General features: G+C 48.3%; 22 protein-coding genes. 21 read left to right on the forward strand and 1 reads right to left on the reverse strand.

Annotated features, from left to right (window positions below; genetic code table 11):
- The first annotated feature begins 10 nt into the window (after positions 1 to 10).
- The 7 genes from AC506A_RS02350 to AC506A_RS02380 all read left to right on the forward strand — a co-directional run bounded on the left by AC506A_RS02350 (position 11) and on the right by AC506A_RS02380 (position 7424).
- Positions 11 to 886: a 3-hydroxyacyl-CoA dehydrogenase family protein gene (locus tag AC506A_RS02350; protein WP_495459384.1), complete on the forward strand. Its 876-nt coding sequence runs from the start codon at positions 11 to 13 to the stop codon at positions 884 to 886.
- Positions 883 to 2082 carry an acetate/propionate family kinase gene (locus AC506A_RS02355; RefSeq protein WP_495459385.1) on the forward strand — a complete coding sequence of 400 codons (1200 nt, stop codon included), beginning with the start codon at positions 883 to 885 and terminating at the stop codon, positions 2080 to 2082. Before AC506A_RS02350 ends, AC506A_RS02355 begins: the two co-directional genes overlap by 4 nt.
- A 51-nt stretch (positions 2083 to 2133) precedes the next feature.
- Entirely contained in the window at positions 2134 to 3429 is a 1296-nt protein-coding gene (gene asnS / locus AC506A_RS02360; protein ID WP_495459386.1) for an asparagine--tRNA ligase, read from the forward strand.
- A 24-nt stretch (positions 3430 to 3453) separates the two neighbouring features.
- Complete coding sequence (locus AC506A_RS02365) at positions 3454 to 4287, forward strand: DnaD domain protein (RefSeq protein ID WP_495459387.1); 834 nt, start codon at positions 3454 to 3456, stop codon at positions 4285 to 4287.
- A gap of 159 nt (positions 4288 to 4446) precedes the next feature.
- Positions 4447 to 5547, forward strand: coding sequence for a CDP-glucose 4,6-dehydratase (rfbG, locus tag AC506A_RS02370; protein WP_495459388.1), 1101 nt, complete (start codon positions 4447 to 4449; stop codon positions 5545 to 5547).
- Positions 5548 to 5728: 181 nt separating this feature from the next.
- A complete protein-coding gene (locus AC506A_RS02375) occupies positions 5729 to 6202 on the forward strand; it encodes a Fur family transcriptional regulator (protein WP_495459389.1) in 474 nt (157 codons plus the stop codon).
- A gap of 520 nt (positions 6203 to 6722) precedes the next feature.
- Positions 6723 to 7424: a hypothetical protein gene (locus AC506A_RS02380; protein ID WP_495459390.1), complete on the forward strand. Its 702-nt coding sequence runs from the start codon at positions 6723 to 6725 to the stop codon at positions 7422 to 7424.
- Between the two features lie 77 nt (positions 7425 to 7501).
- On the opposite strand, the gene AC506A_RS02385 is transcribed toward AC506A_RS02380, so the two are convergent.
- Entirely contained in the window at positions 7502 to 8845 is a 1344-nt protein-coding gene (locus tag AC506A_RS02385; protein ID WP_495460952.1) for a hypothetical protein, read from the reverse strand.
- A gap of 231 nt (positions 8846 to 9076) precedes the next feature.
- Here AC506A_RS02385 and AC506A_RS02390 point away from each other — a divergent pair, with 231 nt between their 5' ends.
- From AC506A_RS02390 to AC506A_RS02455, 14 genes are all read left to right on the forward strand, one after another.
- Positions 9077 to 9844, forward strand: a complete 768-nt coding sequence (locus tag AC506A_RS02390; protein WP_495459391.1) for a glycoside hydrolase family 73 protein — start codon at positions 9077 to 9079, stop codon at positions 9842 to 9844.
- A gap of 1112 nt (positions 9845 to 10956) precedes the next feature.
- Positions 10957 to 11472, forward strand: coding sequence for an accessory gene regulator ArgB-like protein (locus AC506A_RS02395; RefSeq protein WP_495459392.1), 516 nt, complete (start codon positions 10957 to 10959; stop codon positions 11470 to 11472).
- A 6-nt stretch (positions 11473 to 11478) separates the two neighbouring features.
- Positions 11479 to 11601 (forward strand): cyclic lactone autoinducer peptide, encoded by a 123-nt coding sequence (locus AC506A_RS02400; RefSeq protein ID WP_495459393.1) that lies wholly within the window; start codon positions 11479 to 11481, stop codon positions 11599 to 11601.
- A 23-nt stretch (positions 11602 to 11624) separates the two neighbouring features.
- Positions 11625 to 12008: a LytTR family transcriptional regulator DNA-binding domain-containing protein gene (locus AC506A_RS02405; RefSeq protein WP_495459394.1), complete on the forward strand. Its 384-nt coding sequence runs from the start codon at positions 11625 to 11627 to the stop codon at positions 12006 to 12008.
- A 490-nt stretch (positions 12009 to 12498) separates the two neighbouring features.
- Positions 12499 to 13479 (forward strand): aldo/keto reductase, encoded by a 981-nt coding sequence (locus tag AC506A_RS02410; protein WP_495459395.1) that lies wholly within the window; start codon positions 12499 to 12501, stop codon positions 13477 to 13479.
- A 317-nt stretch (positions 13480 to 13796) separates the two neighbouring features.
- Positions 13797 to 14753 carry a D-2-hydroxyacid dehydrogenase gene (locus AC506A_RS02415; protein WP_495459396.1) on the forward strand — a complete coding sequence of 319 codons (957 nt, stop codon included), beginning with the start codon at positions 13797 to 13799 and terminating at the stop codon, positions 14751 to 14753.
- Positions 14754 to 14756: 3 nt separating this feature from the next.
- On the forward strand, positions 14757 to 15113 hold the full coding sequence (locus tag AC506A_RS02420; RefSeq protein ID WP_495459397.1) for a CidA/LrgA family protein: 357 nt from the start codon (positions 14757 to 14759) through the stop codon (positions 15111 to 15113).
- Positions 15103 to 15792, forward strand: a complete 690-nt coding sequence (locus AC506A_RS02425; protein ID WP_495459398.1) for an LrgB family protein — start codon at positions 15103 to 15105, stop codon at positions 15790 to 15792. The genes AC506A_RS02420 and AC506A_RS02425 overlap by 11 nt, the downstream gene beginning before the upstream one ends.
- Positions 15793 to 15910: 118 nt before the next feature.
- Positions 15911 to 17098 carry a foldase protein PrsA gene (locus tag AC506A_RS02430; RefSeq protein ID WP_495459399.1) on the forward strand — a complete coding sequence of 396 codons (1188 nt, stop codon included), beginning with the start codon at positions 15911 to 15913 and terminating at the stop codon, positions 17096 to 17098.
- Positions 17099 to 17368: 270 nt separating this feature from the next.
- On the forward strand, positions 17369 to 19006 hold the full coding sequence (locus AC506A_RS02435) for a peptide ABC transporter substrate-binding protein (RefSeq protein WP_495459400.1): 1638 nt from the start codon (positions 17369 to 17371) through the stop codon (positions 19004 to 19006).
- Between the two features lie 84 nt (positions 19007 to 19090).
- Entirely contained in the window at positions 19091 to 20026 is a 936-nt protein-coding gene (locus AC506A_RS02440) for an ABC transporter permease (protein WP_495459401.1), read from the forward strand.
- Positions 20023 to 20970, forward strand: a complete 948-nt coding sequence (locus tag AC506A_RS02445) for an ABC transporter permease (protein WP_495459402.1) — start codon at positions 20023 to 20025, stop codon at positions 20968 to 20970. Before AC506A_RS02440 ends, AC506A_RS02445 begins: the two co-directional genes overlap by 4 nt.
- Positions 20971 to 20990: 20 nt before the next feature.
- Positions 20991 to 21989 carry an ABC transporter ATP-binding protein gene (locus AC506A_RS02450; protein ID WP_495459403.1) on the forward strand — a complete coding sequence of 333 codons (999 nt, stop codon included), beginning with the start codon at positions 20991 to 20993 and terminating at the stop codon, positions 21987 to 21989.
- Entirely contained in the window at positions 21986 to 22951 is a 966-nt protein-coding gene (locus tag AC506A_RS02455) for an ABC transporter ATP-binding protein (RefSeq protein WP_495459404.1), read from the forward strand. The genes AC506A_RS02450 and AC506A_RS02455 overlap by 4 nt, the downstream gene beginning before the upstream one ends.
- Positions 22952 to 22966: the final 15 nt, after the last annotated feature.

Here is a 22966-nt window from a genome sequence, read left to right on the forward strand (position 1 = left end):
GGTGTGAAAGTTGACAGCGGTCCGTAAAGCAGGCGTCGTTGGCGCCGGTACGATGGGGCAGGGCATTTGTGAAATGCTGGCCTTTAATGGTCTTGAGGTCTACATGGTAGAACAAGACAATGCACGACTGAATCATGCGATCTGCATGATTGAACAAAGTTTAGACAAGCAGATGGAGCGTTGGGCGCTCACGTCAGCGGAGAAGAAGCTGGTTATGAACCGCATTCATCCGATGGCGCAGCTCACCGATTTGGCCGAATGCGAGCTTGTCATTGAGACGATTACAGAGGATTTGGACAGTAAGCTGGACATCTTCAAGCAGCTGGATCAAATTTGCGCGCCGCAGGTAATTCTGGCGAGCAATACGTCAACACTGAGCTTAACGGAGCTTGCGAGTGTGACGAATCATCCGGAGCGTGTTATCGGCATGCATTTCGTCTATCCGGTCAGCAAGACGGACTTAGTGGAGATCGTACGCGGTCTGAAAACCTCGGATGAAATCTTCGAGCTCACCAAACATTTTGTTGAGGAAACGATACATAAGAAAGGCGTCATGGTGTTTGAATCGCCCGGATTCGTCACCACGCGGCTCATTTGCCTATTCATAAATGAGGCGCTTCACGTGCTTGAAGAAGGTGTCGCCTCGGCAGACGATATTGACAGCGCGATGAGAATCGGGTACGCGTTCCAGCATGGACCCTTCGAGATGGCGGACCGTTTCGGTCTGGATGCGGTACTTGCAGCGCTTGAGCGGATGTTCCGGGAATATGGTGAACTCAAATACCGGCCATCTTTTATTCTGAAAAAAATGGTAAGAGGCGGTCAGCTCGGCGTGAAGAGCGGAGAAGGCTTCTTCAGCTACGACAAGGATGGGGGCCGCGTATGATCGTTCTCGTCATGAATGCAGGCAGCTCTTCATTGAAATATCAGCTGTACAACATGGAAGATGAGTCGGTCCTCGCACAAGGCCGCGTAGAACGGATTGGCATGGATGATTCGATTCTTACCCATGAGCCGGCAGGCGGTATTGAAGTGAATCGGGTCAGCGAAATTCTCGACCACAATGAAGCCGTACGCAAAGTCAGCAGCATACTGGTGCACCGTGAACACGGCGTATTGAAATCGCTGGATGAGATTAAAGCAGTTGGTCATCGGGTTGTCCACGGCGGCGAAAGCTTCAAGCAATCTACCCTCGTCACCGCCCAGGTGAAGAAAGAAATCAGGCGTTTGTTCGACTTGGCGCCGCTTCATAATCCACCTGCGATGATGGGGATTACTGCTGTTGAGCTGAACTTGCCGGATGTGCCGCAGGTGGTCGTGTTCGATACGGCTTTCCACCAATCGATGCCGATGGAGACGTTTCTGTATCCGATTCCGATGGTGCTGTACCGCCGTCACAAAATCAGACGATACGGCTTCCACGGTACCTCGCATAATTATGTGAGCAAGCTTGCCGCACAGAAGCTTGGCAAGCCGCTGAATGAGCTCAAAATCGTAACCTGCCACATCGGTAACGGCGCCAGCTGCGCGGCTATTCTGAACGGGGAGTCTTTTGACACCAGTATGGGGTTAACGCCGCTTGAAGGGCTTATGATGGGGACTAGAAGCGGGGATTTGGATCCGGCAATCGTGCCGTTTACGATGAACAAGGAAGAGCTGACGCTGAACGAAGTGAACTCTATGCTGAACAAACATAGCGGATTGATGGCGATTAGCGGAATCAGCAGCGATATGCGTGAAATCGTGACAGCGATGGAAGATGGCGATAAACATGCGAAGCTGGCTTTCGATATGTATACCTACCGCCTTCGCAAATATATTGGCGCCTATGCGGCCGGCATGAATGGCTTGGATGCAGTCGTATTTACGGCCGGTGTAGGCGAGAATTCCGTTGCCGTCCGTAAAGCTGTCTGTGAGCAGCTGACTTTCCTCGGCATCGAGCTCGACGAAGAACGCAACTCGGAGCGATCCAAAGAAGCGCGGTACATTACGAAGGATGGTTCACGTGTCCGTGTGCTAGTCATTCCGACGAATGAAGAGCTGTTAATTGCAAGGGATACGTATGAGATCGTGAACAAATAGATGGTTGCTGAACATTAAGATCCGTATAGACGGAAAGGATGGAAATGAACGATGAAAACATTAACAACGATTGCACAACTGAAGGATTTTGCCGGTCAGTCGGTTTGGATTGGCTGCTGGTTGAACGGTAAACGCTCCAGCGGTAAAATCCAATTTCTTCAACTACGCGATGGAACAGGCTATGTGCAAGGTGTCGTCGTAAAGAGTGAAATTGAGGAAACAATATGGAACTCAGCGAAGGAATTGACGCAGGAGAGCTCCCTTTACGTGAAAGGTATTGTACGTGAGGAGCCGCGCAGTCAGTCCGGCTATGAGCTGACAGTCGAAGATATCGAAATTATCCAAATCGCGCAGGATTATCCGATTACGCCGAAGGAGCATGGCGTCGACTTCTTGATGGACCGTCGTCACCTATGGCTGCGTTCGCCGAAGCAGCGGGCAATTCTCGTTGTTCGTGCAGAGATTATCCGCTCGATTCAGCAGTTCTTCGACGATCGAAACTTTACGCTCGTGGATCCGCCGATTCTGACGCCATCTTCTTGCGAGGGAACGACGAATCTGTTCCACACGAAATATTTTGACGAGGATGCGTATTTGACGCAAAGCGGCCAGCTGTACATGGAAGCAGCAGCGATGGCGCTTGGCAAAGTGTACTCCTTCGGACCGACGTTCCGTGCGGAGAAGTCAAAGACTCGCCGTCACTTGATCGAGTTCTGGATGATCGAGCCGGAAATGGCGTTCGTTGATCATGAGGAAAACTTGCGCGTGCAGGAGCAGTTCGTTTCTTTCGTGGTGCAAAATGTCGTGAAGAACTGCCGTAAGGAGCTTGAAACGATTGGCCGCGATATCAGCAAGCTGGAGAACATCGTAGCGCCGTTCCCGCGTATTACGTACGATCAGGCGATTGATTTCTTGCAGGAGAACAAACATGAAATTCAGTGGGGCGAAGATTTCGGTGCGCCGCATGAAACGGCAATTGCGGAGAAATATGATCGTCCTGTGTTCATCACCCATTATCCGGCTTCGTTCAAAGCGTTCTATATGAAGCCTGACCCGAATCGTCCGGAAGTTGTACTTTGCGCGGATATGATTGCGCCTGAGGGGTATGGCGAAATTATCGGCGGTTCGCAGCGGATCGACGATCCCGAGCTGCTGGCGGAGCGGTTTGCCGAGCATGAATTGTCAACGGAAGCGTACCAATGGTACCTAGACCTGCGCAAATACGGCACAGTGCCGCATTCCGGTTTCGGTTTGGGACTAGAGCGTACGGTTGCATGGATTTGCGGCTTGGAGCATGTGCGTGAAACGATTCCGTTCCCTCGTTTGCTGTACCGTTTGTATCCGTAAGCGCATGGGAAGGGAGGACTTACGGTGAAAACCGAAATGTGGAAGGCCTACGCACGCGGAATGGCCGCCGCCATGAACGGCGGCGGCGTCGTGGTGCCGGCCGGTCTGCTCCGTGCTTATCGCGGCATTGGGTTAACGGATACGGAGATGCTGCTTATGCTGCAGCTGATGACGTACCGTCAGGTTGAAGGCGTCGATTTTCCGACGCCGGAGCAGCTGGCAGAGCGGCTTGGCATTCTGCCCAATGCAGCGCATCAGCTGCTAAGCCGCTTGATGAAGGAAGAGCTGCTTGCCATTGACGAAGAGGTTGATCCGGTGAGCGGCATGCAATTCGAACGCTACAATTGGAACGGCTTCATCATCCGCAGTGCGGAGTGGCTGGCTGAAGAAGCGAGAGTGTCGTTCGAGAATGAGCGGGAGCTGCAGCGCGTCAGTGCCGCAGGCGCTGGGACTGGAGTTGGAGTTGGAGTTGGTTCTGGTTCTGGTTCCGGTTCTGGAGCCGGAGCAGGTTTTGGTGGAGCGGGTTCTGTCGGCACAGCAGTAGGCGTGGGGAATTCGCATGCAAGTGCTGGCATCGCAGGCGAGTGGCCGAAGCAATCGGATTTATTTTCAATATTCGAGCAAGAATTCGGCCGCCCGCTATCCCCGATGGAATGCGAGACGATCAGCGCATGGGTCGATCAAGATCGTTATGCGGACGAGCTGATCCGATTCGCGCTGAAGGAAGCCGTCTTCGCGGGCAAGCTGCATTTTCGCTATATCGACCGCATTCTCATCGAATGGAGCCGCAACCGGGTTACCAATACCGATGAAGCAAAAGCACATACTCAGAAATTTCGCGGTGGCCGCGGGTCTTGATGACCTGCGGTTTTTTTGTGTTTTTGGCGGGGAGGGGTATAAGTTGATAAGTGCTTGTTGCTTGTCCGCAAACGAAATAGGGCGAAGTTGCATAAGCTGTTGTCATAGCTGCGTGAATAGGCTTCACCCTAGGAAAGCGGAGAGGATGACAGGACAGCGATGCCGGATAATTCGTTTTGGCAAGGTAAGCAGGTATTTGTGACGGGGCATACCGGTTTTGTGGGAACATGGCTGAGTTTATGGCTGCACCACTTAGGGGCGGTTGTTACCGGATACAGTGATGAATTGCCGACTACGCCATCGATGTACCGTCTGTGTGGACTAGAACACATCATTCCATGGACGCGTGGCGATATACGGGATTCTGCAAAGCTTACGGCTGCACTGCGTGATGCAAAGCCAGAGGTGGTTTTTCATTTAGCTGGGCAGTCAGAGCATCAAGGGAAGCATGGCACGGTTGAAATTTTCGATGTGAATGTCGCTGGGACGGCTGCACTGCTGGAAGCGGTGCGTATCGTACACGAGGATCATCCGATCCGCGCTGTAGTTGCCGTTACGGCGGCGGATTGTTATGCGCCGCGCGATTGGGTGCTCGGCTACCGCGAAGCCGATGGCCTCGGCGGAGCGGAGCCCGGCTCCGCAAGCAAAGCATGCGCGGAGCTTGTCGTGTCCTCCTTCCGGCGCGCTTACTTCGCCGGAAGCGCTGGCGGGCCCGCGGTTGCGACCGTCCGCGCGGGCCACCTCATTGGCGGCGGCGACTTCGCCAGCGGCCGCCTCGTGCCGGACTGCGTGCGCGCAGCAGCCGGAGAGCGCGCAGCGCAAGCGCAGCAGCGGCAGGTATGGCCGAGTGGCTTCCGGCCATGGCTGCACGTGCTTGAAGCGCTGGCGGGCTGCCTCGCGCTCGCGCAGCGGCTGTTCCCGCCAGGCGACGGCAGCGACTTCGCCGAGGCGTGGAACCTGGGTCCGCGCACGTGCGAAGCGCGGACCTCGGCCTGGCTCGCCGAGGCGCTGCGCGTTCGCCTCGGGAGCCAGTTGGCTGCGCCGGCTACTGCTGGCGCAGCGGCCTCGAGCCTGCGTCAGCAGCCTGACGCAGCGCCGATGCTGCTCGACACGACAAAAGCTGCTTCTCGCCTAGGCTGGCGGCCCCGCTGGGATGCACAGCAAGCGGCGCAGCTTACGGCCGACTGGTACGCAGCCTGGATGCAAGGCGCGCCGATGCGTGATATTAGCGTATCGCAGATCGTGCACTATGAAACGTGAATAATCGGATTAAAAGAGCAGCCGTTTGGCTGCTCTTTTAATCCGATGCCATTCTATCGCATGGATGAAATTGCGCAAACGGGATGAAATTCGAGAGAAATATGCTAAACTAAGGGTATCACTTCCGAAAAAGCAGCTATAGGCGGCATGAACCTTCGGAATATTGGAAGGACGTTTATCGATGTCAGAACTTCATTCCCATTCCCATTCGGATGCCCATAAATCGCAAGATACGGTCAAACAAATGATTGAGATCATGTCACAAAGCGGCTGGCGGATTACTGAGCAGCGCCGAGAACTGGCTGAGATTTTCGCTAAGACGGAGGGTTACTTGTCTCCGAAAGACGTATACGATCAGATGTCGCGTGCGTATCCCAGCGTGAGCTTCGATACCGTGTATCGTAATTTGCGTCTTCTAAGTGAGATGGGGGCGCTGGAACAGTTTTATTTTATGGATGGGGGCTTGAAGTTCCGTGTAAGCTGCCTGTCGCATCATCATCATCACTTAATTTGCATCAATTGCGAGAAGACGCTTACGTTCGAATATTGTCCGATGGACCAGTCACTCGATTTGCCGGGTTCATTCAAAATTATGAATCACCGATTTGAAGTGTACGGCGTATGTGAAGCTTGTCAACGGGAATCAGGTACATGATCATCATGTATCTGACTCCCGTTTTTTAATTGGTACCTATATCACGAGATGAGTTGCAGAATGCTCTAACGAACCGTACAGGTCTTATTTGGCCCCAAGCAGCTCCGAAAATCTCTAACGAACCGTACAGGCGTTATATTGTCACTTTTGGTGATTTTTGGAGTTTTTGAAGTGAAATAAGGCCTCCAGGGTTCGTTAGAATTTCAGAATTGAGAAATTTGGCCCAATAAGGTCTCTACGGTTCGTTAGCTTTTTGCTGCAAGCAGCACGCGGTTTGTGGAAGCGGGTAGAGGGTTTTGGCACGTTGAATGGAGAACGGCAGCGGTTTAAGTTTATTTAGCTAATGAAAGCATGAAATTGGGCTTGTATATCTCCCCTGAACAAACCGCTAGGAGTATCGAGTACGAGTTTGATACAAATTGTATCCTTCGGATTTTGAATCTTAAATATCCCATCGGGAGTAAAAAGTGGATATAATTAGAGTGTTAATCAAATCGTTCACGAGGGAAGAATGCATAGCATGTGGCAACTGACGAAGTACGTTAAAGAATTAAGAAAGGTGATGGCTGCCGGATCCGTCGCAATTGTTCTAATCATTGGTTTAACAGCCTGCAACAAAGGAACGACGACAGTGAAGGAAGTGGTTTCATCACCAGTGCAGTCGATCTCAGTGAAAGGCAACATGACGCTGTCCAGGAACGAGTTGGCGAATCATCAAAGTGAGTCCAAGTGGCTGAGTCTCGTGCTTTCGAATGGTGTATATTCTGAGGATTGGAATTATGGCCCGAATATGGGTCGTAATTGGTCAGGTACCTTTGATTTAGTGCTGTCAGATGATACCGGGCGTGTAATTAATCAATTGTCACTCAACCAGTTTTTCACGGAGAAGCTGGAGTTTAATAGCTTTTTCGATATTATTTTCGACGACTATAACGGTGATGGAAATGTCGATTTTTCAATTGGACAATATGGGACAAGCAATGGAGATTTCTATAAACTATTTTCATTGACCAAAGACAATCAGTTTGTTCAGCTATCGGTTAAAGGGTATGATGAATTATTTATCAGCAGCAGGGAAGGTAGCCGTTACTCGGTGAAATTGGACAAGGCTGGCGATAAGGGGTTCAAAAAAAGCTATTACGACAATGCAACAGGCGAGAACAAAGATGATGTTTTTCAATGGGATGGCAATCAATTTGTGCCTCAGACTGCAATGAAATAAAGTTATCCGTGAAGCAAGATTGGAGTATAGCGATCATGATAAGGCATAACCGGATCAGCCGGTTATGCCTATTTTGCTTACACAATAAACATGGCAACGACCGTAGTCACTGCCAGCCCGAACAAGACCGGCTTCAAGTTGCGGCGGGCTAGCTCGAACGGATCAACGCCGCAAATCGCCGCAGCAGGAATGAGCGCCCACGGAATCAAAGTGCCTCCGCCGACCCAAATCGCGGCCACTTGCCCGAGTGCTGTAAGCGTTGCCGCACCGGATCCGATTGCAGATGCAAAGAGCTGTGCAATCGAGCCGGCAAGCGATATCCCCGAGAATCCGGAGCCGTCTAGGCCGGTAATGGCACCTGTCACAGCTAATGTTACGGATCCGATCGCTTGGTTAAGTGGCACATGATTGGCGAGCGCAACCCCCAAATCATTCACAATCCCATGCGAGCCTTCAGGTAGTCCGCTGCCGAACAGCTCAGCAAACGCCGAATCTCCCAAGTAGAAGAATGCCGCGATTGGAATAACGGGTCCAAATACTTTAAATCCAAACTGAAAGCCCTCGATGAGGTAAGCGGTCGTCTGCTCCAGCCCTTTGTTCCGGTGTGCCAGCATGGTAACTAGGATCAGAATGAATACGGCCGTGCCCCCAATCAATGCTGTCGCATCGCCTCCTTGAAGATCGAGTACGAACATGGCGACGACATCAACGACAAATAGGAGCGGAATGAGAATCGCGAGCGTTTGTTTCCATTTTGCAGGTAAACCTACGCGATCTTCCGCGATCGAATGGACGGGATTTGTACCGGCTGCAATAAGGCCGTCTCTCCATTTGCCGCTGCGCATATCTCTGCGCATCATCCAGAAGGCCGTAACCGTGGTGACAACGCCCATAACAATGACAAGCGGAACACTTGCCTGCATGACGCTGGTAACGGATAATCCGGCCGCATCGGCGGTCAATTTCGGTGCGCCTTGTATAATATAATCGCCGGATAAAGCGATTCCATGACCGAACAAGTTCATCGCCATCGCAGCGCCAAGTGCCGGAAGCCCGACACGGACAGCAACAGGCAGCAGTACGGCTCCAATTAAAGCGACGCCCGGAGAAGGCCAGAAGAACCATGAAGTCACCATCATGATCAATCCGATTCCCCAGAAAGCGAGTGCCGGAGTGCGCAAGAATCGCGTCAGCGGCTGAACCATCACTTCATTGATCCCGGTAATGATCAAGATGCGACTCATTGCTACGATGATCGAGATGATAAAGATTGTTCCCAGAAGCTCCTTTGTTGCATAGATGAAGCTATTAAAAACACCGCTCACCGAATCGCTTAAGCTTTCTGTTGCGATTAGGCCAAGCGCAAAAATGCCGACCACACAAACGAGCGTCGTATCTCGTCTTTTGATCAGCACACCCATAATAAATACGATAAAGGCAAGATATACCCAGTGCAATGGAACTAACTGCAATTCCACCAACCATCACCCTTTCCAGCGGCTGTTGCATGTATCGTATGCAAGCCGTGATCTGGGCGTTCGTCTTGACTGCAGGTGTACGCTGGGGCGATTGACGGTTGCCAAGCTGTTGCTATTTTCATATATATGCTAATAGGTTGCAAGTTCGAAACGGTAGGGAGGTGTCGTGTTTAGATGGACAAACAATCGTTTTTCACTCTGCTGCTGCCGGTCACTAAACAGTTATTTGCGGAAGGTTCCCCTATTTTCCCCTCCGTTCGATTAGCACAGAGTTGGCTGGAAACAGGCGGCAACATTCCGTATTGGAACAACCTTGCTGGGTATAAAGTCGGGAGCGGCGTACCTAACGGTTATTGGAAAGGCGCTGTAGTGGATAAACGAACATGGGAAGTCATTAACGGCAAACGAGTTACGGTCACGGCGACGTTCCGGGCCTACGATAGCATCTATGCTTTCTTCAAAGATCAGGATCTGTTGTTCGCACGAAGCCGTTATGAACGAGTGCGTTCGGCCAAAACGCCGTTTGAGCAGGTTCAAATGCTTCTTGAATGCGGCTATGCGACGGATCCCGCTTATGCGGTTAAATTGACAGCTATCATCCAAGGCAGCAACTTAATGCAATATGACATCAAGAGCGAAGGAGATGAACCGATGACTGCAGATGAGAAGAAGGCGTTCGATGAGCTGCAGAAGCTGGCGCTGAAGCTGAAGGCTGACAATGATCAACTCAAAGTCGCGCTGCTGGACCAGACGAATGCGTTAAGAGAATTGCAATTATGGGCGCTTGAAATGGATGCCAGCAACAAAATGGAAACAGTGCCTGCTTGGGCAAAAAATGCGGTAGATGCTGCGGTGAACGGAAAGCTGATTGATACGCCAAACGGAGGGAGCTATGATTTCTACAGGCTGCTCTCTGTGCTGTATCGGAAGAAATTGATTTAAGGATGTATAAATGCTCCTGATCTGGGCATTCTTAAGATATCGGCGTCGCGAGATGCCGTAGACAACCGCGGAGAAGACTTACGTTTCCCCATAAGCTCTTCGTCCGGTTTCTCCTCTCCCATGAAAGGGGCCCCAGCAATGGGGCCCCGGATTTTTTTAATGGTCGCCTTAAGTTCCGAATCGCAATAATAACTGAATACGATCACACGAACAGGAGCCTTATTACGATTAGGCTCCTGTTTTATGTGCATATTTTCTCACTTATCATCAAATGAAGCAGGAAGCAGTTGAAAATGTAACGAAAACCGATTGTAAATTTATTCATTTCGTGTATTTTATAAGTAGGAGGTGTTTTATTTCTATGACAGAGAAGTGCAATAAAAATTTTTGGACATATATGGTAATTCTTTCGTAAACAGATTAAAATGAATATAGATATTCTTGAGGGATTTCATCAGGATATTGTCGGATTGGGGACGGTTGTCTATGCTCCTTGAATTTATGGAGTTTATGTTTTTTTCAACTTTCGAAGGGATTGCAGTCTACTCACTGGCATTTTACGTATTTAGATTTAATTTTAAGAGATACATAGGTCACTCGTTAATTATTATAGAGTTGATTAATCTGCAGAATTTCTTGACTCGTGAAGATTTAGCCGCGGTCTCTAACATGGCTCCTGTGATCAATCTTATTATTACGATCATATTCTTCAGAACTATTGCCCGAATACCTCTGCTAGGCTCATTGGTGATGGCGTGCGTTGGATATGCGAGCTTGATCGCTATTCAAGCGGGACTCATTTTCACGCTTTTCTCGATCGACCAAATGCACTCGTCTCCGATGAAGGCACATATCGTACAATTACTGACTGGATTGTTGGGTATTGTTATTGGGAGGCAGATTTATAAAAGGGGTTATGGTTTCGCGAAAGATTTTGAAAAATTCAGATTCAAGTGGGAACATATGTCAGTTTTAATCTTGACAGTGGCATTTATTGTGCTTGTTGGGGTCATGATGTACTTCCTTAATGTATTCGGCAGTTTGGTTGGTTTTTTGGCATCGCTTATATTATTGCTCCTGTACTCCTTACGGAAAGAGAGGGAGATTACCCGTTGATTAATGCACTATCCCATAAGATCGCTGTATCCATTAAATCAAGAGTGCCAGAGCATCCTTCGAGCGTTAAAGTGCTCGAGTATTTTCTTATCAATTTTCTTAATATTGTTTTTATTACCGGGTTATCGCTAATGATTGCCTTGGTTACCGGTCATGTTTCGGAAGTGATGATTGCTTTAATTTCTTTCGCCGCGCTGCGACAGGTTTCCGGCGGCTACCACTTGCAATCTGGATGGACTTGCATCATTGTCTCTGTACTACTTATGACAGCGCTATCAATGGTGTCGTTGGAGTCAGTCGCACTGCTGGTCCTCAGTGCAATTTCATTTATTCTCTGTCTTATCTTCTCGCCTTCCAATATAACAAAACAGACTCGTATTCCGCATCAATATTTCCCTCTACTTAAGGTCATATCTCTAATCATGGTAACCGCAAGCTTCTTTATCGGCTCTGCCGTGCTCATCGCGAGCATCTTCGCACAGTCACTTACGTTAATTCGGACAAGGAGGTGAGGAGCCATGAAAAAACGTATTCTTTACAACTTAGCCACATTGATGTCAATGGGTGCAGTTATGATCGTATCTGTCGCAAGCTGGGCATTTATACACCAGCCTGAGACTCCTGAAGAGCTGCTGAAGTAATAAATCAATAGGGGATGGTCGGTATGCAGCGATGCTGCGAATACTTAGCTGTAACAAAGGATATCGAAGGAAAGTCCGCTCTGATATCCGTCCCTATTGAAGATATTTTACTGCTCTATTTTGATGGAATTTCTGACAGAATGATTATTCACACTTTACAGGATCACTTTTATACGATGGGGACTCTAAAATATTGGACTGAGGCATTGAACAGTTCAGGGTACGAGTTCCGCGTTGTAGACCGCAGCAATGCAGCGAACATGGAGAAAATCGTCTTTATTGATTCAAAGAAAAAAATCGTGTATTTCGAGAAATCAATTCATTCGAAATCAAAGTGCTGCACGATTTCAGAATCGCAATTCAAGAAGATGAAGGCTGAAAGTGCATGGAGAGTATTATTCGCTTAAACAAAAAAAGCTTCGCCCGATTAAAGGGCGAAGCTTTTTTTGGCTGTGCGGATTTTAAACACGCACTCCTCATCTTACATTCCTCGACAATAATCTAACGAACCGTAGAGACGTTATTTGACCGAATTTCGAGGCTTCAAGAATCTAACGAACCGTAGAGACGTTATTTGAGGATAATCGGTGCCCAAATACTCCAAAAGCATCAAATAGAGCTCCTAAAGTTCGTTAGAATTATTCCGGAGCTATTATTGGGCAAATAAGCGCCGTATGGTTCGTTAGAGCATTCTACACTTCCAACTCATACTTCTTTATCAATTTGGGAAGGTTTTTGTTATGTTTCACAACTGGTGCAAGGATTAGGCAATGATTCGAGAGAATCGGGATAACGGACGTTTTCTCATTGCTGCATAATAGGTAGGTGTCGGGATATGGACATCACATTGCTGTAAGTGGTCGGATTCATTATCAATTATGGAAGCAGGGGCTGCTAATGGATTATGTGAAATTAGGAAATACAGGATTGGATGTTTCCCGAATCTGTCTTGGATGTATGAGCTTTGGTGTTGCTGAGCGGTGGACACATCCATGGGTGTTGAATGAAGAGAATAGTCGTCCGATTATGAAAAGAGCGTTGGAGCTCGGCATCAATTTTTTTGATACGGCGAATATTTATTCGGTTGGATCAAGCGAGGAAATAGTGGGGCGAGCGTTAAAGGATTATGCCAATCGAGATGAAATCGTCATCGCAACAAAGGTTCATTTTCGCATGCATGAAGGACCAAATGGTGCTGGACTATCCCGCAAAGCTATTATGAGTCAAATCGACGAGAGTCTTAGAAGATTGGGTACAGATTATGTGGATCTGTATCAAATTCATCGCTGGGATTACAACACGCCTATTGAAGAGACAATGGAAGCTCTGCATGACGTCGTGAAGGCAGGGAAAGCAAGATACATCGGTGCATCTGCCATGTACGCTTGGCAGTTTCTAAAGGCGTTACATGCAGCTGAGAAGCATGGGTGGACTCGGTTTGCAGCGATGCAGAATCACCTTAACCTCATCTACCGTGAAGAAGAGCGGGAAATGATGCCGCTTTGCAAATCGGAGAAAATCGGTGTTATTCCATACAGTCCTCTCGCTTCAGGCAGACTGGCAAGAGATCGGTCCGAAACAACCTATCGTTCCCAAACCGACCAGGCGCAGCGAATGAAATATGATGCGACTGCAGCTGGAGACCAATTCATAATAGAGCGGGTTGCTGCAATTGCAGAACAACGTGGTCTGCCTCGCGCTCAAATTGCACTGGCCTGGTTACTGCAAAAAGAGCAGGTAGCGGCACCTATTATCGGCGCAACGAACATTTCTCAGCTTGAAGAGGCGGTTGGTTCACTTCGTGTTACGTTGACCTCTGATGAAATTAAATCGCTGGAAGAGCTGTATGTTCCTCATCCAGTAGTTGGCGCACTATAAACACAGCAGCAGTTTTGGATGAAGTTCATGTCCACAACTGCCGCTGTTTTTTTATGTTCAGAAAAGGGGAGGTAGGGGTTAACGATGTTTGTAGACATGCAAAAAACGCTATATATAATGAAGAAACTTTTTGGGGAAAACGCGTTACAGCAATAAAGCTACACTCCGTATATGCGTTGAAGTGATAAAGCTACGTAAATTGTAGCTGAAATCCGGTAAAATCTGTTCGCATCACAGCATGAATGAGGTATGATCAACGTAATGGCATGAATATGAAATACTCTAATTAATGCGGGAAGAAGGGGGAGTTTTACGCAATGAAAATTGTAGTTTTGGATGGCTATACGTTAAATCCCGGAGATTTGGATTGGGCTGAGTTCAACAAGCTAGGCGAACTGATCGTTTATGATCGAACGGCTCGAGAGGATATTCTAAGCCGAGCCATACGGGCCGATGTCATACTCACGAACAAAACGCCGATTTCAGCGGAAACGATCGCTCGTTTGCCGGAGCTCAAATACATTGGCGTATTGGCTACCGGCTATAACGTCGTGGATACGAAAGCAGCTGCCGAGCATGAGGTTGTGGTGACGAATGTGCCGGATTACAGCACACATTCGGTTGTTCAGTTGGTCTTCGCACTCATGTTGGAGCTGACCTATCACGTGAGTGCCCACAGCAGTGCCGTACATAGTGGTCGTTGGTCTGCCGGGCCGGATTTTACATTCTCATTGCATCCTCTGATGGAGCTCTCGGGCAAAACAATGGGGATTGTGGGTTACGGTCAAATTGGTCAGCAAGTCGCCAGAGCAGCGTTGGCATTTGGAATGAATGTCGTGGTACATACGCGTACCCCTCGAGTGGTTCCGGGCCTTGAAGCCGTTACATTTGTTTCGAACAGCGAATTGTTTCGTACCTCTGATGTAGTTACGCTTCACTGTCCGCTGACCCAAGACACGAACGGATTTGTAAACCAGCGTACACTGGGTCTCATGAAACGTTCGGCTATACTCATTAACACTGCGCGAGGCGGTCATATCGTGGAGCAGGATTTGGCGGATGCACTGAACAGCGGGCGGATTGCCGGAGCGGGTCTTGATGTTCTGAGCGTGGAGCCGCCCTCTGTTGATCATCCGCTGCTCCATGCTGCTAATTGTACGATTACCCCACATATCGGGTGGGCCACTGTTGAAGCAAGAAGAAGGTTAATGGGGATTGCAGCGGAGAATTTGCGTTCGTTTATACAAGGCGATGTTTGCAATCAGGTGAACTGAGCGATGCGTGGGTTTTGCATCATTATCGGGTTTGACGGACTAGGCTGGCTGCTGCATCAGTTTGCAGCTGTTCCGCTCCCCTCACATGTACTAGGGCTGCTGCTTCTGTCAGCAGCCCTATTTATGGGAATTGTGAAGCTGGAATGGGTAGAACAGAGCGCAGGATTTCTTAACAGGCATATGATGCTGTTCTTTGTTCCACTGCTTGCTGGTGCTGCAGCGTTCGGCCCACAGCTCAAATCATCCTGGTTAGCAGCAATTGTAAGTCTTACCGCTGGGACTTTAACGATCGTAATCACGACTGGACTTACGACGAAGATGCTGCTTAAGCGGAAGGAGCGTGCCGCGGATGAGAAGTGAGCTGTTCGCAGATCCGATGTTTGGCATCGGACTGACGCTGGCTGCCTACGCATCGGCAGTGCTTATCCGTCGGAGATGGGGATGGCTGCATCCTTTGCTGAGCGCACCTATCCTTGTTTATTTGGTATTACAACTTGGTGATATCTCCTACCCTGATTACCATGCAGGTGGGGATATCGTCACCTTCTTTCTCGGCCCAGCAACGGTGGCGATGGCAATCCCACTGTACAAGCATGCCATGCGGCTTCGCCGCATGCTCCCGTCCTTATTGCTTGGCGCATTGGTCGGAAGTGCTGTTGGACTTCTGGTGAATGGATTATGCGTCATGCTATTTGGCGGAACGGAAGCCTTTCTGCGCTCGGCACTGCCTAAGTCGGTAACCGCCGCGGTAGCCGTTGATTTATCCAGCTGGTTGGGCGGAGCACCGGAGTTGACTGCAGCACTTACCGTATTGACAGGACTTGTTGGCAGTATCGCAGGTCCTCCGCTGCTTCGGTTATGCGGCGTTCGAGACAACATTGCATCGTCCATTGCAATTGGTGCTGCCGCACATGGCATTGGGTCGGCGAAGCTGCTGTCTGAATCGGAAGAGCGGGGAGGTCTCAGCGGCTTCTCTATGGCCGCATGCGCGGTGTTTACACCTGTACTTTTGCTGCCGGTACATGCATGGTTATTTTGACGAATTTGTGAGAATTTCGTCATATTTCATCTTATCTTAAGGTTTATGGGGGTTATACATGATATAGTGACTCAGTAATGTTAAAACTGATTGCAAATGCCGGAAGGGAGTTTTCAAGTTGAACGAGAAAGATAAAGAGAAAAATGTGAATGAGAATGAGCTTGAGACAGTAGAGCTAGAAAAGAAAAAGCAAGAAACCAAAGAGGATGTCTATTCGGATGAAACGGCTGAAGTTTCAGGTGCGGAACGCACCGAATCGGATACAGACAATGAACTTGGTGACGAAGAAGATGAACAAGAAACTGCAGTAGTGCAGCCTCAAAGAGAGGTAGAAGCAGCTCCTGCGGTTCAGAATAGCGGTAAGGCGTGGATGTACATCTCGATCGGACTAGCTGTCATTTTGATCTTCACAATTGTGAAAATGCCATTTGGCGGCGGCAGCAGCGATACAGTAGGCTCCGTTAACGGCGTGGCGATAACGCAGGATCAATTGTATGACGAGATGGTGAAGGTTGGCGGCGAGCAAACGCTTGATAACATGATTCAGGACGAGCTCATCAAGCAAGAAGCGGATAAAGCGGGTATCGTTGTAGGCGATGCTGAAGTGACACAAGAAATTGAGAACATCAAGAAGCGTTTCCCATCTGAAGCGGAATTCGAATCTGCGCTTCAGCAAGCAGGCATGACGCTCGACGATTTGAAGAAACAGACACCAATGCAGCTTCGAATCCGCAAAATTCTTGAGCCACAGGCGAAAGTAACGGACGAGGATGTAAAAACCTATTTCGAACAAAATAAAGCGCAATTCGACGAGCCTGAACAGGTGAAGGCTTCGCATATTCTTGTAGCAACTAAAGAAGAAGCAGATGCAATTGAGAAGCAGCTTAAAGAAGGCGCAGACTTTGCAACGCTGGCTAAAGAGAAATCAACGGATCCAGGCTCCAAGGATCTAGGCGGCGACCTTGGTTTCTTCGGCAAAGGCGCTATGGATCCAGCATTCGAAGCAGCTGCTTTCAAGCTGAAGAAAGACGAAATCAGCGAACCGATCCAAACGCAATATGGCTATCACATCATCAAAGCAACGGACCACAAAGATGCGAAAGCAGCAACGCTTGATGAGAAGAAAGCAGATATTAAAGAGCAGTTGATCGCGCAGAAGGTATCAGAACTTTCACCGACATGGTTGGAAGATCTGAAGAGCAAATCGCAAGTTACGAACACGCTTAAAGCAGCATCTACTGACGAAGCGGTGCAAGAACCGGCTGCTGACAACGCTGCGACAAACACTTCGACTAACGCGAAGTAGTCCTGAACTCAATAAAAATAAGACGACCGCCGCAGGTAAAATTTGGCCTGCGGCGGTCGTCTTATTTTGTGGCACAATAAGTTCGTAAAAGCTAGTAAGCACAAGGGCTGAATACGCTACCAGTCACGTTCTTGTTAACTAATATGACACGAGTGGATAGTAAATCTTTACAATTGTTCAAAATGTGTTTTACAAATTGTTAAATTCGTTGTATTATTGGCTCTGGGTTTAAAAAAATACACTTATCAACATGGAGGCGGGTTCTAAGCAATGAAAAAGAAAATGCTAGTTCTAGTTTCACTCATGCTGGTTCTTACAGGCGTATTGTCAGCCTGCGGGAAAAGCGGATCGGGCAGCGATCAAACGTTCCGGATGAACCTTACATCCGAGCCGCCTAGTCTCGATGTTGCACAAGCACAGGATCAAGTATCCTTCACTGTGCTGAGCGGACTCTTCGAGGGTCTTACACGTATGGACGACAAAGGTAACATCGTTCCAGGCGTAGCTGAGAAATGGGATATTTCCGAAGACGGCAAGAAATTCACGTTCCACCTTCGCGACGATGCGAAATGGTCCAATGGTGACCCAGTCACTGCAGGCGATTTCGAATACTCCTGGAAACGTACTTTGGATCCTAAGCTAAACCCACCGGCTCCTTATGCTTACCAGCTCTATTACATCAAAAATGCGCAGAACTATAACATCGAAGCTGACAACCCAGATCACATCGCTGATCCAGCACAATTAGGCGTTAAAGCAGTCGATGATAAAACTCTTGAAGTTGAGTTGGAAAACCCAACACCATACTTCTTGAATATCACAGCGTTCTTCACTTCCTTCCCGGTTCATAAATCGGCGAAAGACAACGCTAACTGGGCTGCTGAGTCGAAAGACTACATCAGCAATGGTCCTTTCAAATTGGCATCGTGGAAACACGGCGATTCCATTGAGCTTGTACCAAACGACAACTACTGGGCTAAAGACGAAATCAAATTGTCCAGCGTTAAGTTCTCGATGGTTAAAGACGCTAACACTGAGCTTAACATGTACAAAACAGGTCAACTTGACTGGGCAGGCGCTCCAACAGGAAGCATTCCGCCAGAACAACTTGACAAGTTCCGCAAAGAAAACAACGAAGAGCTTTCTGTAAAAGGTATTGCAAGCACATACTACTACAACTTCAACAACCAAAAGAAACCTTTCAACAACGCAAAAGTGCGTAAAGCTCTTGCGATGGCTGTAGATCGTCAAGCGATCGTTGACAACGTAACTAAAGCTGGTCAAGTTCCTGCTTACGGTTTCGTATCCACTGGTATCCACGGCGTGAACGGCGAGTACCGTGCTGAAGTTAAAGATGACTACTTCAAAGAAGATGCAGCTGAAGCTAAGAAATTGCTTGCTGAAGGTCTTGCAGAAGAAGGCATGACTGCTATGCCTGAATTCTCGCTTTCCTTCAACGAAGGTCTTCACAAGAACGTTGCTGAGGCAATCGCTGACATGTGGAAAACAAACCTTGGCATCACAGTTAAACTGGATCTTCAAGAGTGGAAAGTATTCTTGAAAAACCGTCAAAGCTTGAACTATGATGTTGCACGCGCTGGTTGGGGTGCTGACTACAATGACCCGATGACATTCATCGACATGTTCACTTCCAAAGGCGGTAACAACGATATCGGCTTCGCAAGCCCAGAGTACGATGCACTGGTTAAAGAAGCTTACAGCACAAACGATCAACAAAAACGTGTAGACGCAATGGCTAAAGCAGAGAAATTGCTGATTGGCGACAATCAAGCTCTTATGCCGCTTTACTACTACTCTTCTGCACAATTGGTTAAATCGTATGTAAAAAATGCGGTTGTAGATTACAGCGGTAACGTTGATTACACTCGTATCTCGATCGAAAAATAATAGCAGCAAGAAAAAACTAAGGGGTATAGGGATATATGTGGGTTCCCCATATATATCCCTTCTCTTTGATTGGGGGGGCTTGGGATGGCTCGGTATTTAGGTGGTAAGTTCGTTAATATTGTGATTTCGTTGCTAATTCTAGCCACCGCAACCTTTTTCTTGATGAAGGCTGTCCCAGGGGACCCTTTCACACAGGAAAAAGCAATTCCACCGGAAATTAAGGCGCAAATTATGGCGCATTACGGCTTGGATAAACCGATTGGCGAGCAATACATGATTTACATGAAAAACCTGTTCCAGTTGAATCTTGGTGAATCCATGAGAAGTCAGAACAGGACAGTAACGAGTATTATTACGGATTCCTTTGGCACATCGCTAAAAATTGGTTTGATTGCAGTTGTTGTTTCGGTAATAATCGGGATTTACCTCGGCATGATGGCAGCATTAAGACATAAGAAATTGATTGATAACTTGGCGATGTTCATTGCTGTTATCGGGATTTCGGTTCCAAACTTCGTTATCGGTGCCATGATTCAATATTACCTTGCCGTTAAGGTACCGATATTTAATGTTGCAGGGTTGGAAAGTCCGCTTGATTACGTGCTTCCAGTAATCACCTTGTCAACACTCCCTATTGCATTCATCGCGAGATTAACGCGTTCAACAATGCTCGAGGTACTGACCTCGGACTATATTCGTACTGCTAAGGCAAAAGGTTTGACGCCGTCAGCTATTCTGTGGCAGCACGGACTTCGTAACGGTATTTTGCCGGTTGTTACTTATTTGGGTCCAATGACAGCGAACATCATTACCGGTTCCGTCGTAGTAGAACAAATTTATGGTCTCCCGGGATTGGGTGCTCACTTCGTGGATAGTATCACTAACCGTGACTATACACTCATTATGGGCATTACGATTTTCTACGCCGTAATTCTTATGGCAGCACGCTTCTTGACAGATGTTGCTTACATTCTTGTCGATCCGCGTATCAAAATCAGCGGAGGTGTCGTTAAAAAATGAGTACGCATCTGAAAGATTTGCAGCTTGATAAACAAGTTTCTGTGGCACCGTTCGAAAAATTGAAGCAAAGACATACAGAAGCTGAAGTGATAACTGCGCCGAGCCGTTCCACATTCCAAGAGAACTGGGCGCGCCTTCAGAAGAATAAATGGGCCATGACAGGGATGTATGTATTGATCGTCATGATAATTTTGGCGGTTGTATGTCCAATGTTTTCGCCGTATGATTCATCTACGAACAATTTGAAGAATACCTATGCCTCGCCTTCTGGCAGTCATTGGTTTGGAACAGATAACCTAGGCCGCGATCTCTTTACGAGAACATGGATGGGCGTTCGTATCTCGCTTCTTGTTGGTTTCACTGCTGCTTTTATCGACCTTATTATTGGTGTCGCTTATGGCGGTGTAATGGGCTTTGCAGGTAAACGTGTGGGCGATGCAATGAATAAGTTTGCTGAAGTGCTATATGCGATTCCGCATCTGCTTGTTGTTATCTTGCTTTCCGTTGTCATGGGCCCTGGTCTTGGTACCATCATTCTCGCCCTATCCATCACCGGTTGGATTACGATGTCGTGGATCGTCCGCGGTCAAATTCTGCAGCTCAAGAACCAAGAATATGTTCTTGCGGCACAATCGATGGGCGCAAGCGGATCCCGCATTTTGTTCCGTCACTTGATTCCAAATACACTCGGTCCGATTATCGTTACGGTAACGCTGTCGGTTCCGTCCGCTATATTTGCAGAAGCATTCCTAAGCTTCTTGGGTCTTGGCGTTCAATCGCCAGCCGCTTCGCTTGGTACATTGATCGGCGAAGCAATGTCCTCGTGGACACTGTACCCATGGCTGATGCTGATTCCTGCATCCTTATTGAGCATTACAATGCTTGCCTTCAACATTTTCGGTGACGGTCTTCAAGATGCGTTTGATCCGAAAATGAAAAAATAAACAGCGCAGGGAGTGAGCTTATGAGTAATCCGATTCTCAATATTTCTGATTTGCATATCTCGTTTCACGTGCGCGGTGGAGAGGTTCAGGCTGTTCGCGGGGTTGATCTGGAAATCAACCGCGGTGAGTCTGTTGCTATCGTCGGTGAGTCCGGCAGCGGCAAGAGCGTAACCGCTCAATCTATTCTTCGTCTGATCCCTACACCTCCAGGTGTGTACAAGCAGGGTTCCATTGAATTTATGGGCGAAGATCTTCTAAGCAAAACCGAGAAAGAGATGGAGTCCATCCGTGGTAAGGAGATCGGTATGATCTTCCAAGATCCGATGACTTCACTGAATCCTACACTTACTGTAGGTCGCCAAATTACTGAAGTGCTTATTAAACATCAGAAAATGAGCGCTTCGGAAGCGAACAACCGTGCGATTGAATTGTTGAATTTGGTTGGTATCCCGAATACAGCGGAACGTATAAAGCAGTACCCGCATCAATTCTCCGGCGGTATGCGCCAACGGGTTATGATCGCAATTGCACTTGCTTGCAATCCAACGCTTCTGATTGCGGATGAGCCGACAACAGCGCTGGATGTAACGATTCAGGCGCAAATTATGACGTTGATGAAGGATCTGCAGAAGGAAACCGGCACATCGATCATCTTGATTACGCATGACCTTGGTATCGTTGCCGATATGTGTGACCGCGTCGTCGTTATGTATGCAGGACAAGTAGTTGAAACCGGTACGAAACAAGAAATTTTCAAAAATCCACAACATCCATATACGAGAGGACTTTTGCGTTCCCTTCCTCGTTTGGATCATGATAAGAATGAGCCGCTTGTTCCGATTATCGGAACTCCGCCGGATATGTCATCGCCGCCAGTTGGCTGTGCGTTCTGCGCGCGTTGTGATGAAGCGATGCGGATCTGTGTAGACAACGATCCGGTTACGTACACAATCAGCGAAACGCAAGCAGCGAAGTGCTGGTTGCATGACGCGGCCCTCAAAGGGGGAGAAAGTGCATGAAATCAAACCAAGAAATGTTGATCGAAGTTGATCACTTGATGAAGCACTTCGATATTGGTAATGGTAAGACGCTTAAAGCAGTAAATGATATCTCGTTTGGTATCCGTAAAGGTGAGACGCTCGGTATGGTAGGCGAGTCCGGCTGTGGTAAATCGACAGCTGGCCGTACGCTCCTCCGTCTGTACGAACCAACTGCAGGATCTGTGAAGTTCCAAGGTCAAGATATTATGACGGCTAGAGGCTCCAAGCTGAAGGCGCTAAGACGCGAAATGCAAATGGTTTTCCAAGATCCATACGCATCGCTTAACCCGCGCTGGAAGGTTGAGAATCTGATTGCTGAACCTCTCGACATTCACGGTCTAGCTGGCAGCGCGAAGGAAAGAAAGCTGCAGGTAGAACGACTGCTTGATCGTGTCGGTCTTCGTTCGGATCACGCGAAACGTTACCCGCATGAATTCTCAGGCGGTCAGCGTCAACGGATCGGGATTGCTCGCGCACTTGCACTTAATCCTAAATTCATCGTCTGCGATGAGCCGATCTCGGCACTTGACGTTTCCATTCAGGCGCAAGTCGTCAATTTATTGCAGGATTTACAGCGTGATTTTGGCCTGACCTACTTGTTTATCGCGCATGACCTTGCGATGGTTAAACATATCAGTGATCGCGTTGCGGTCATGTACTTGGGTAAGACGGTTGAGCTTGCTGAAAGTGAAGAGCTCTACGCCAACCCGAAACATCCGTACACAAGAGCGCTGATGTCCGCGATTCCGGTTCCGGATCCGGATGTAGAAGAGAACAAAGAGCGTATCGTCCTGACAGGCGAACTGCCGAGTCCTGTTAACCCGCCAAGCGGCTGTAATTTCCGGACACGTTGTCCGTTTGCAACAGAGAAATGTGCTGCAGAAGTGCCTGCATTCCGTGAGGTTGAACCTAACCACTGGGCTGCCTGCCATTATGCATAAATAAATGAGAAGGAC

Source organism: Paenibacillus sp. N22P23 (genome assembly GCF_059383735.1).

What these genes read in the sequence shown, in the direction of transcription:
- AC506A_RS02355 (WP_495459385.1), top strand. Translation starts at nt 883, where the DNA reads ATGATCGTTCTCGTCATGAATGCAGGCAGCTCTTCATTGAAATATCAG.
- asnS (WP_495459386.1), top strand. Translation starts at nt 2,134, where the DNA reads ATGAAAACATTAACAACGATTGCACAACTGAAGGATTTTGCCGGTCAG.
- rfbG (WP_495459388.1), top strand. Translation starts at nt 4,447, where the DNA reads ATGCCGGATAATTCGTTTTGGCAAGGTAAGCAGGTATTTGTGACGGGG.
- AC506A_RS02375 (WP_495459389.1), top strand. Translation starts at nt 5,729, where the DNA reads ATGTCAGAACTTCATTCCCATTCCCATTCGGATGCCCATAAATCGCAA.
- AC506A_RS02380 (WP_495459390.1), top strand. Translation starts at nt 6,723, where the DNA reads ATGTGGCAACTGACGAAGTACGTTAAAGAATTAAGAAAGGTGATGGCT.
- AC506A_RS02385 (WP_495460952.1), bottom strand. Translation starts at nt 8,845, where the DNA reads ATGGGTGTGCTGATCAAAAGACGAGATACGACGCTCGTTTGTGTGGTC.
- AC506A_RS02390 (WP_495459391.1), top strand. Translation starts at nt 9,077, where the DNA reads ATGGACAAACAATCGTTTTTCACTCTGCTGCTGCCGGTCACTAAACAG.
- AC506A_RS02400 (WP_495459393.1), top strand. Translation starts at nt 11,479, where the DNA reads ATGAAAAAACGTATTCTTTACAACTTAGCCACATTGATGTCAATGGGT.
- AC506A_RS02405 (WP_495459394.1), top strand. Translation starts at nt 11,625, where the DNA reads ATGCAGCGATGCTGCGAATACTTAGCTGTAACAAAGGATATCGAAGGA.
- AC506A_RS02410 (WP_495459395.1), top strand. Translation starts at nt 12,499, where the DNA reads ATGGATTATGTGAAATTAGGAAATACAGGATTGGATGTTTCCCGAATC.
- AC506A_RS02415 (WP_495459396.1), top strand. Translation starts at nt 13,797, where the DNA reads ATGAAAATTGTAGTTTTGGATGGCTATACGTTAAATCCCGGAGATTTG.
- AC506A_RS02420 (WP_495459397.1), top strand. Translation starts at nt 14,757, where the DNA reads ATGCGTGGGTTTTGCATCATTATCGGGTTTGACGGACTAGGCTGGCTG.
- AC506A_RS02425 (WP_495459398.1), top strand. Translation starts at nt 15,103, where the DNA reads ATGAGAAGTGAGCTGTTCGCAGATCCGATGTTTGGCATCGGACTGACG.
- AC506A_RS02435 (WP_495459400.1), top strand. Translation starts at nt 17,369, where the DNA reads ATGAAAAAGAAAATGCTAGTTCTAGTTTCACTCATGCTGGTTCTTACA.
- AC506A_RS02440 (WP_495459401.1), top strand. Translation starts at nt 19,091, where the DNA reads ATGGCTCGGTATTTAGGTGGTAAGTTCGTTAATATTGTGATTTCGTTG.
- AC506A_RS02445 (WP_495459402.1), top strand. Translation starts at nt 20,023, where the DNA reads ATGAGTACGCATCTGAAAGATTTGCAGCTTGATAAACAAGTTTCTGTG.
- AC506A_RS02450 (WP_495459403.1), top strand. Translation starts at nt 20,991, where the DNA reads ATGAGTAATCCGATTCTCAATATTTCTGATTTGCATATCTCGTTTCAC.
- AC506A_RS02455 (WP_495459404.1), top strand. Translation starts at nt 21,986, where the DNA reads ATGAAATCAAACCAAGAAATGTTGATCGAAGTTGATCACTTGATGAAG.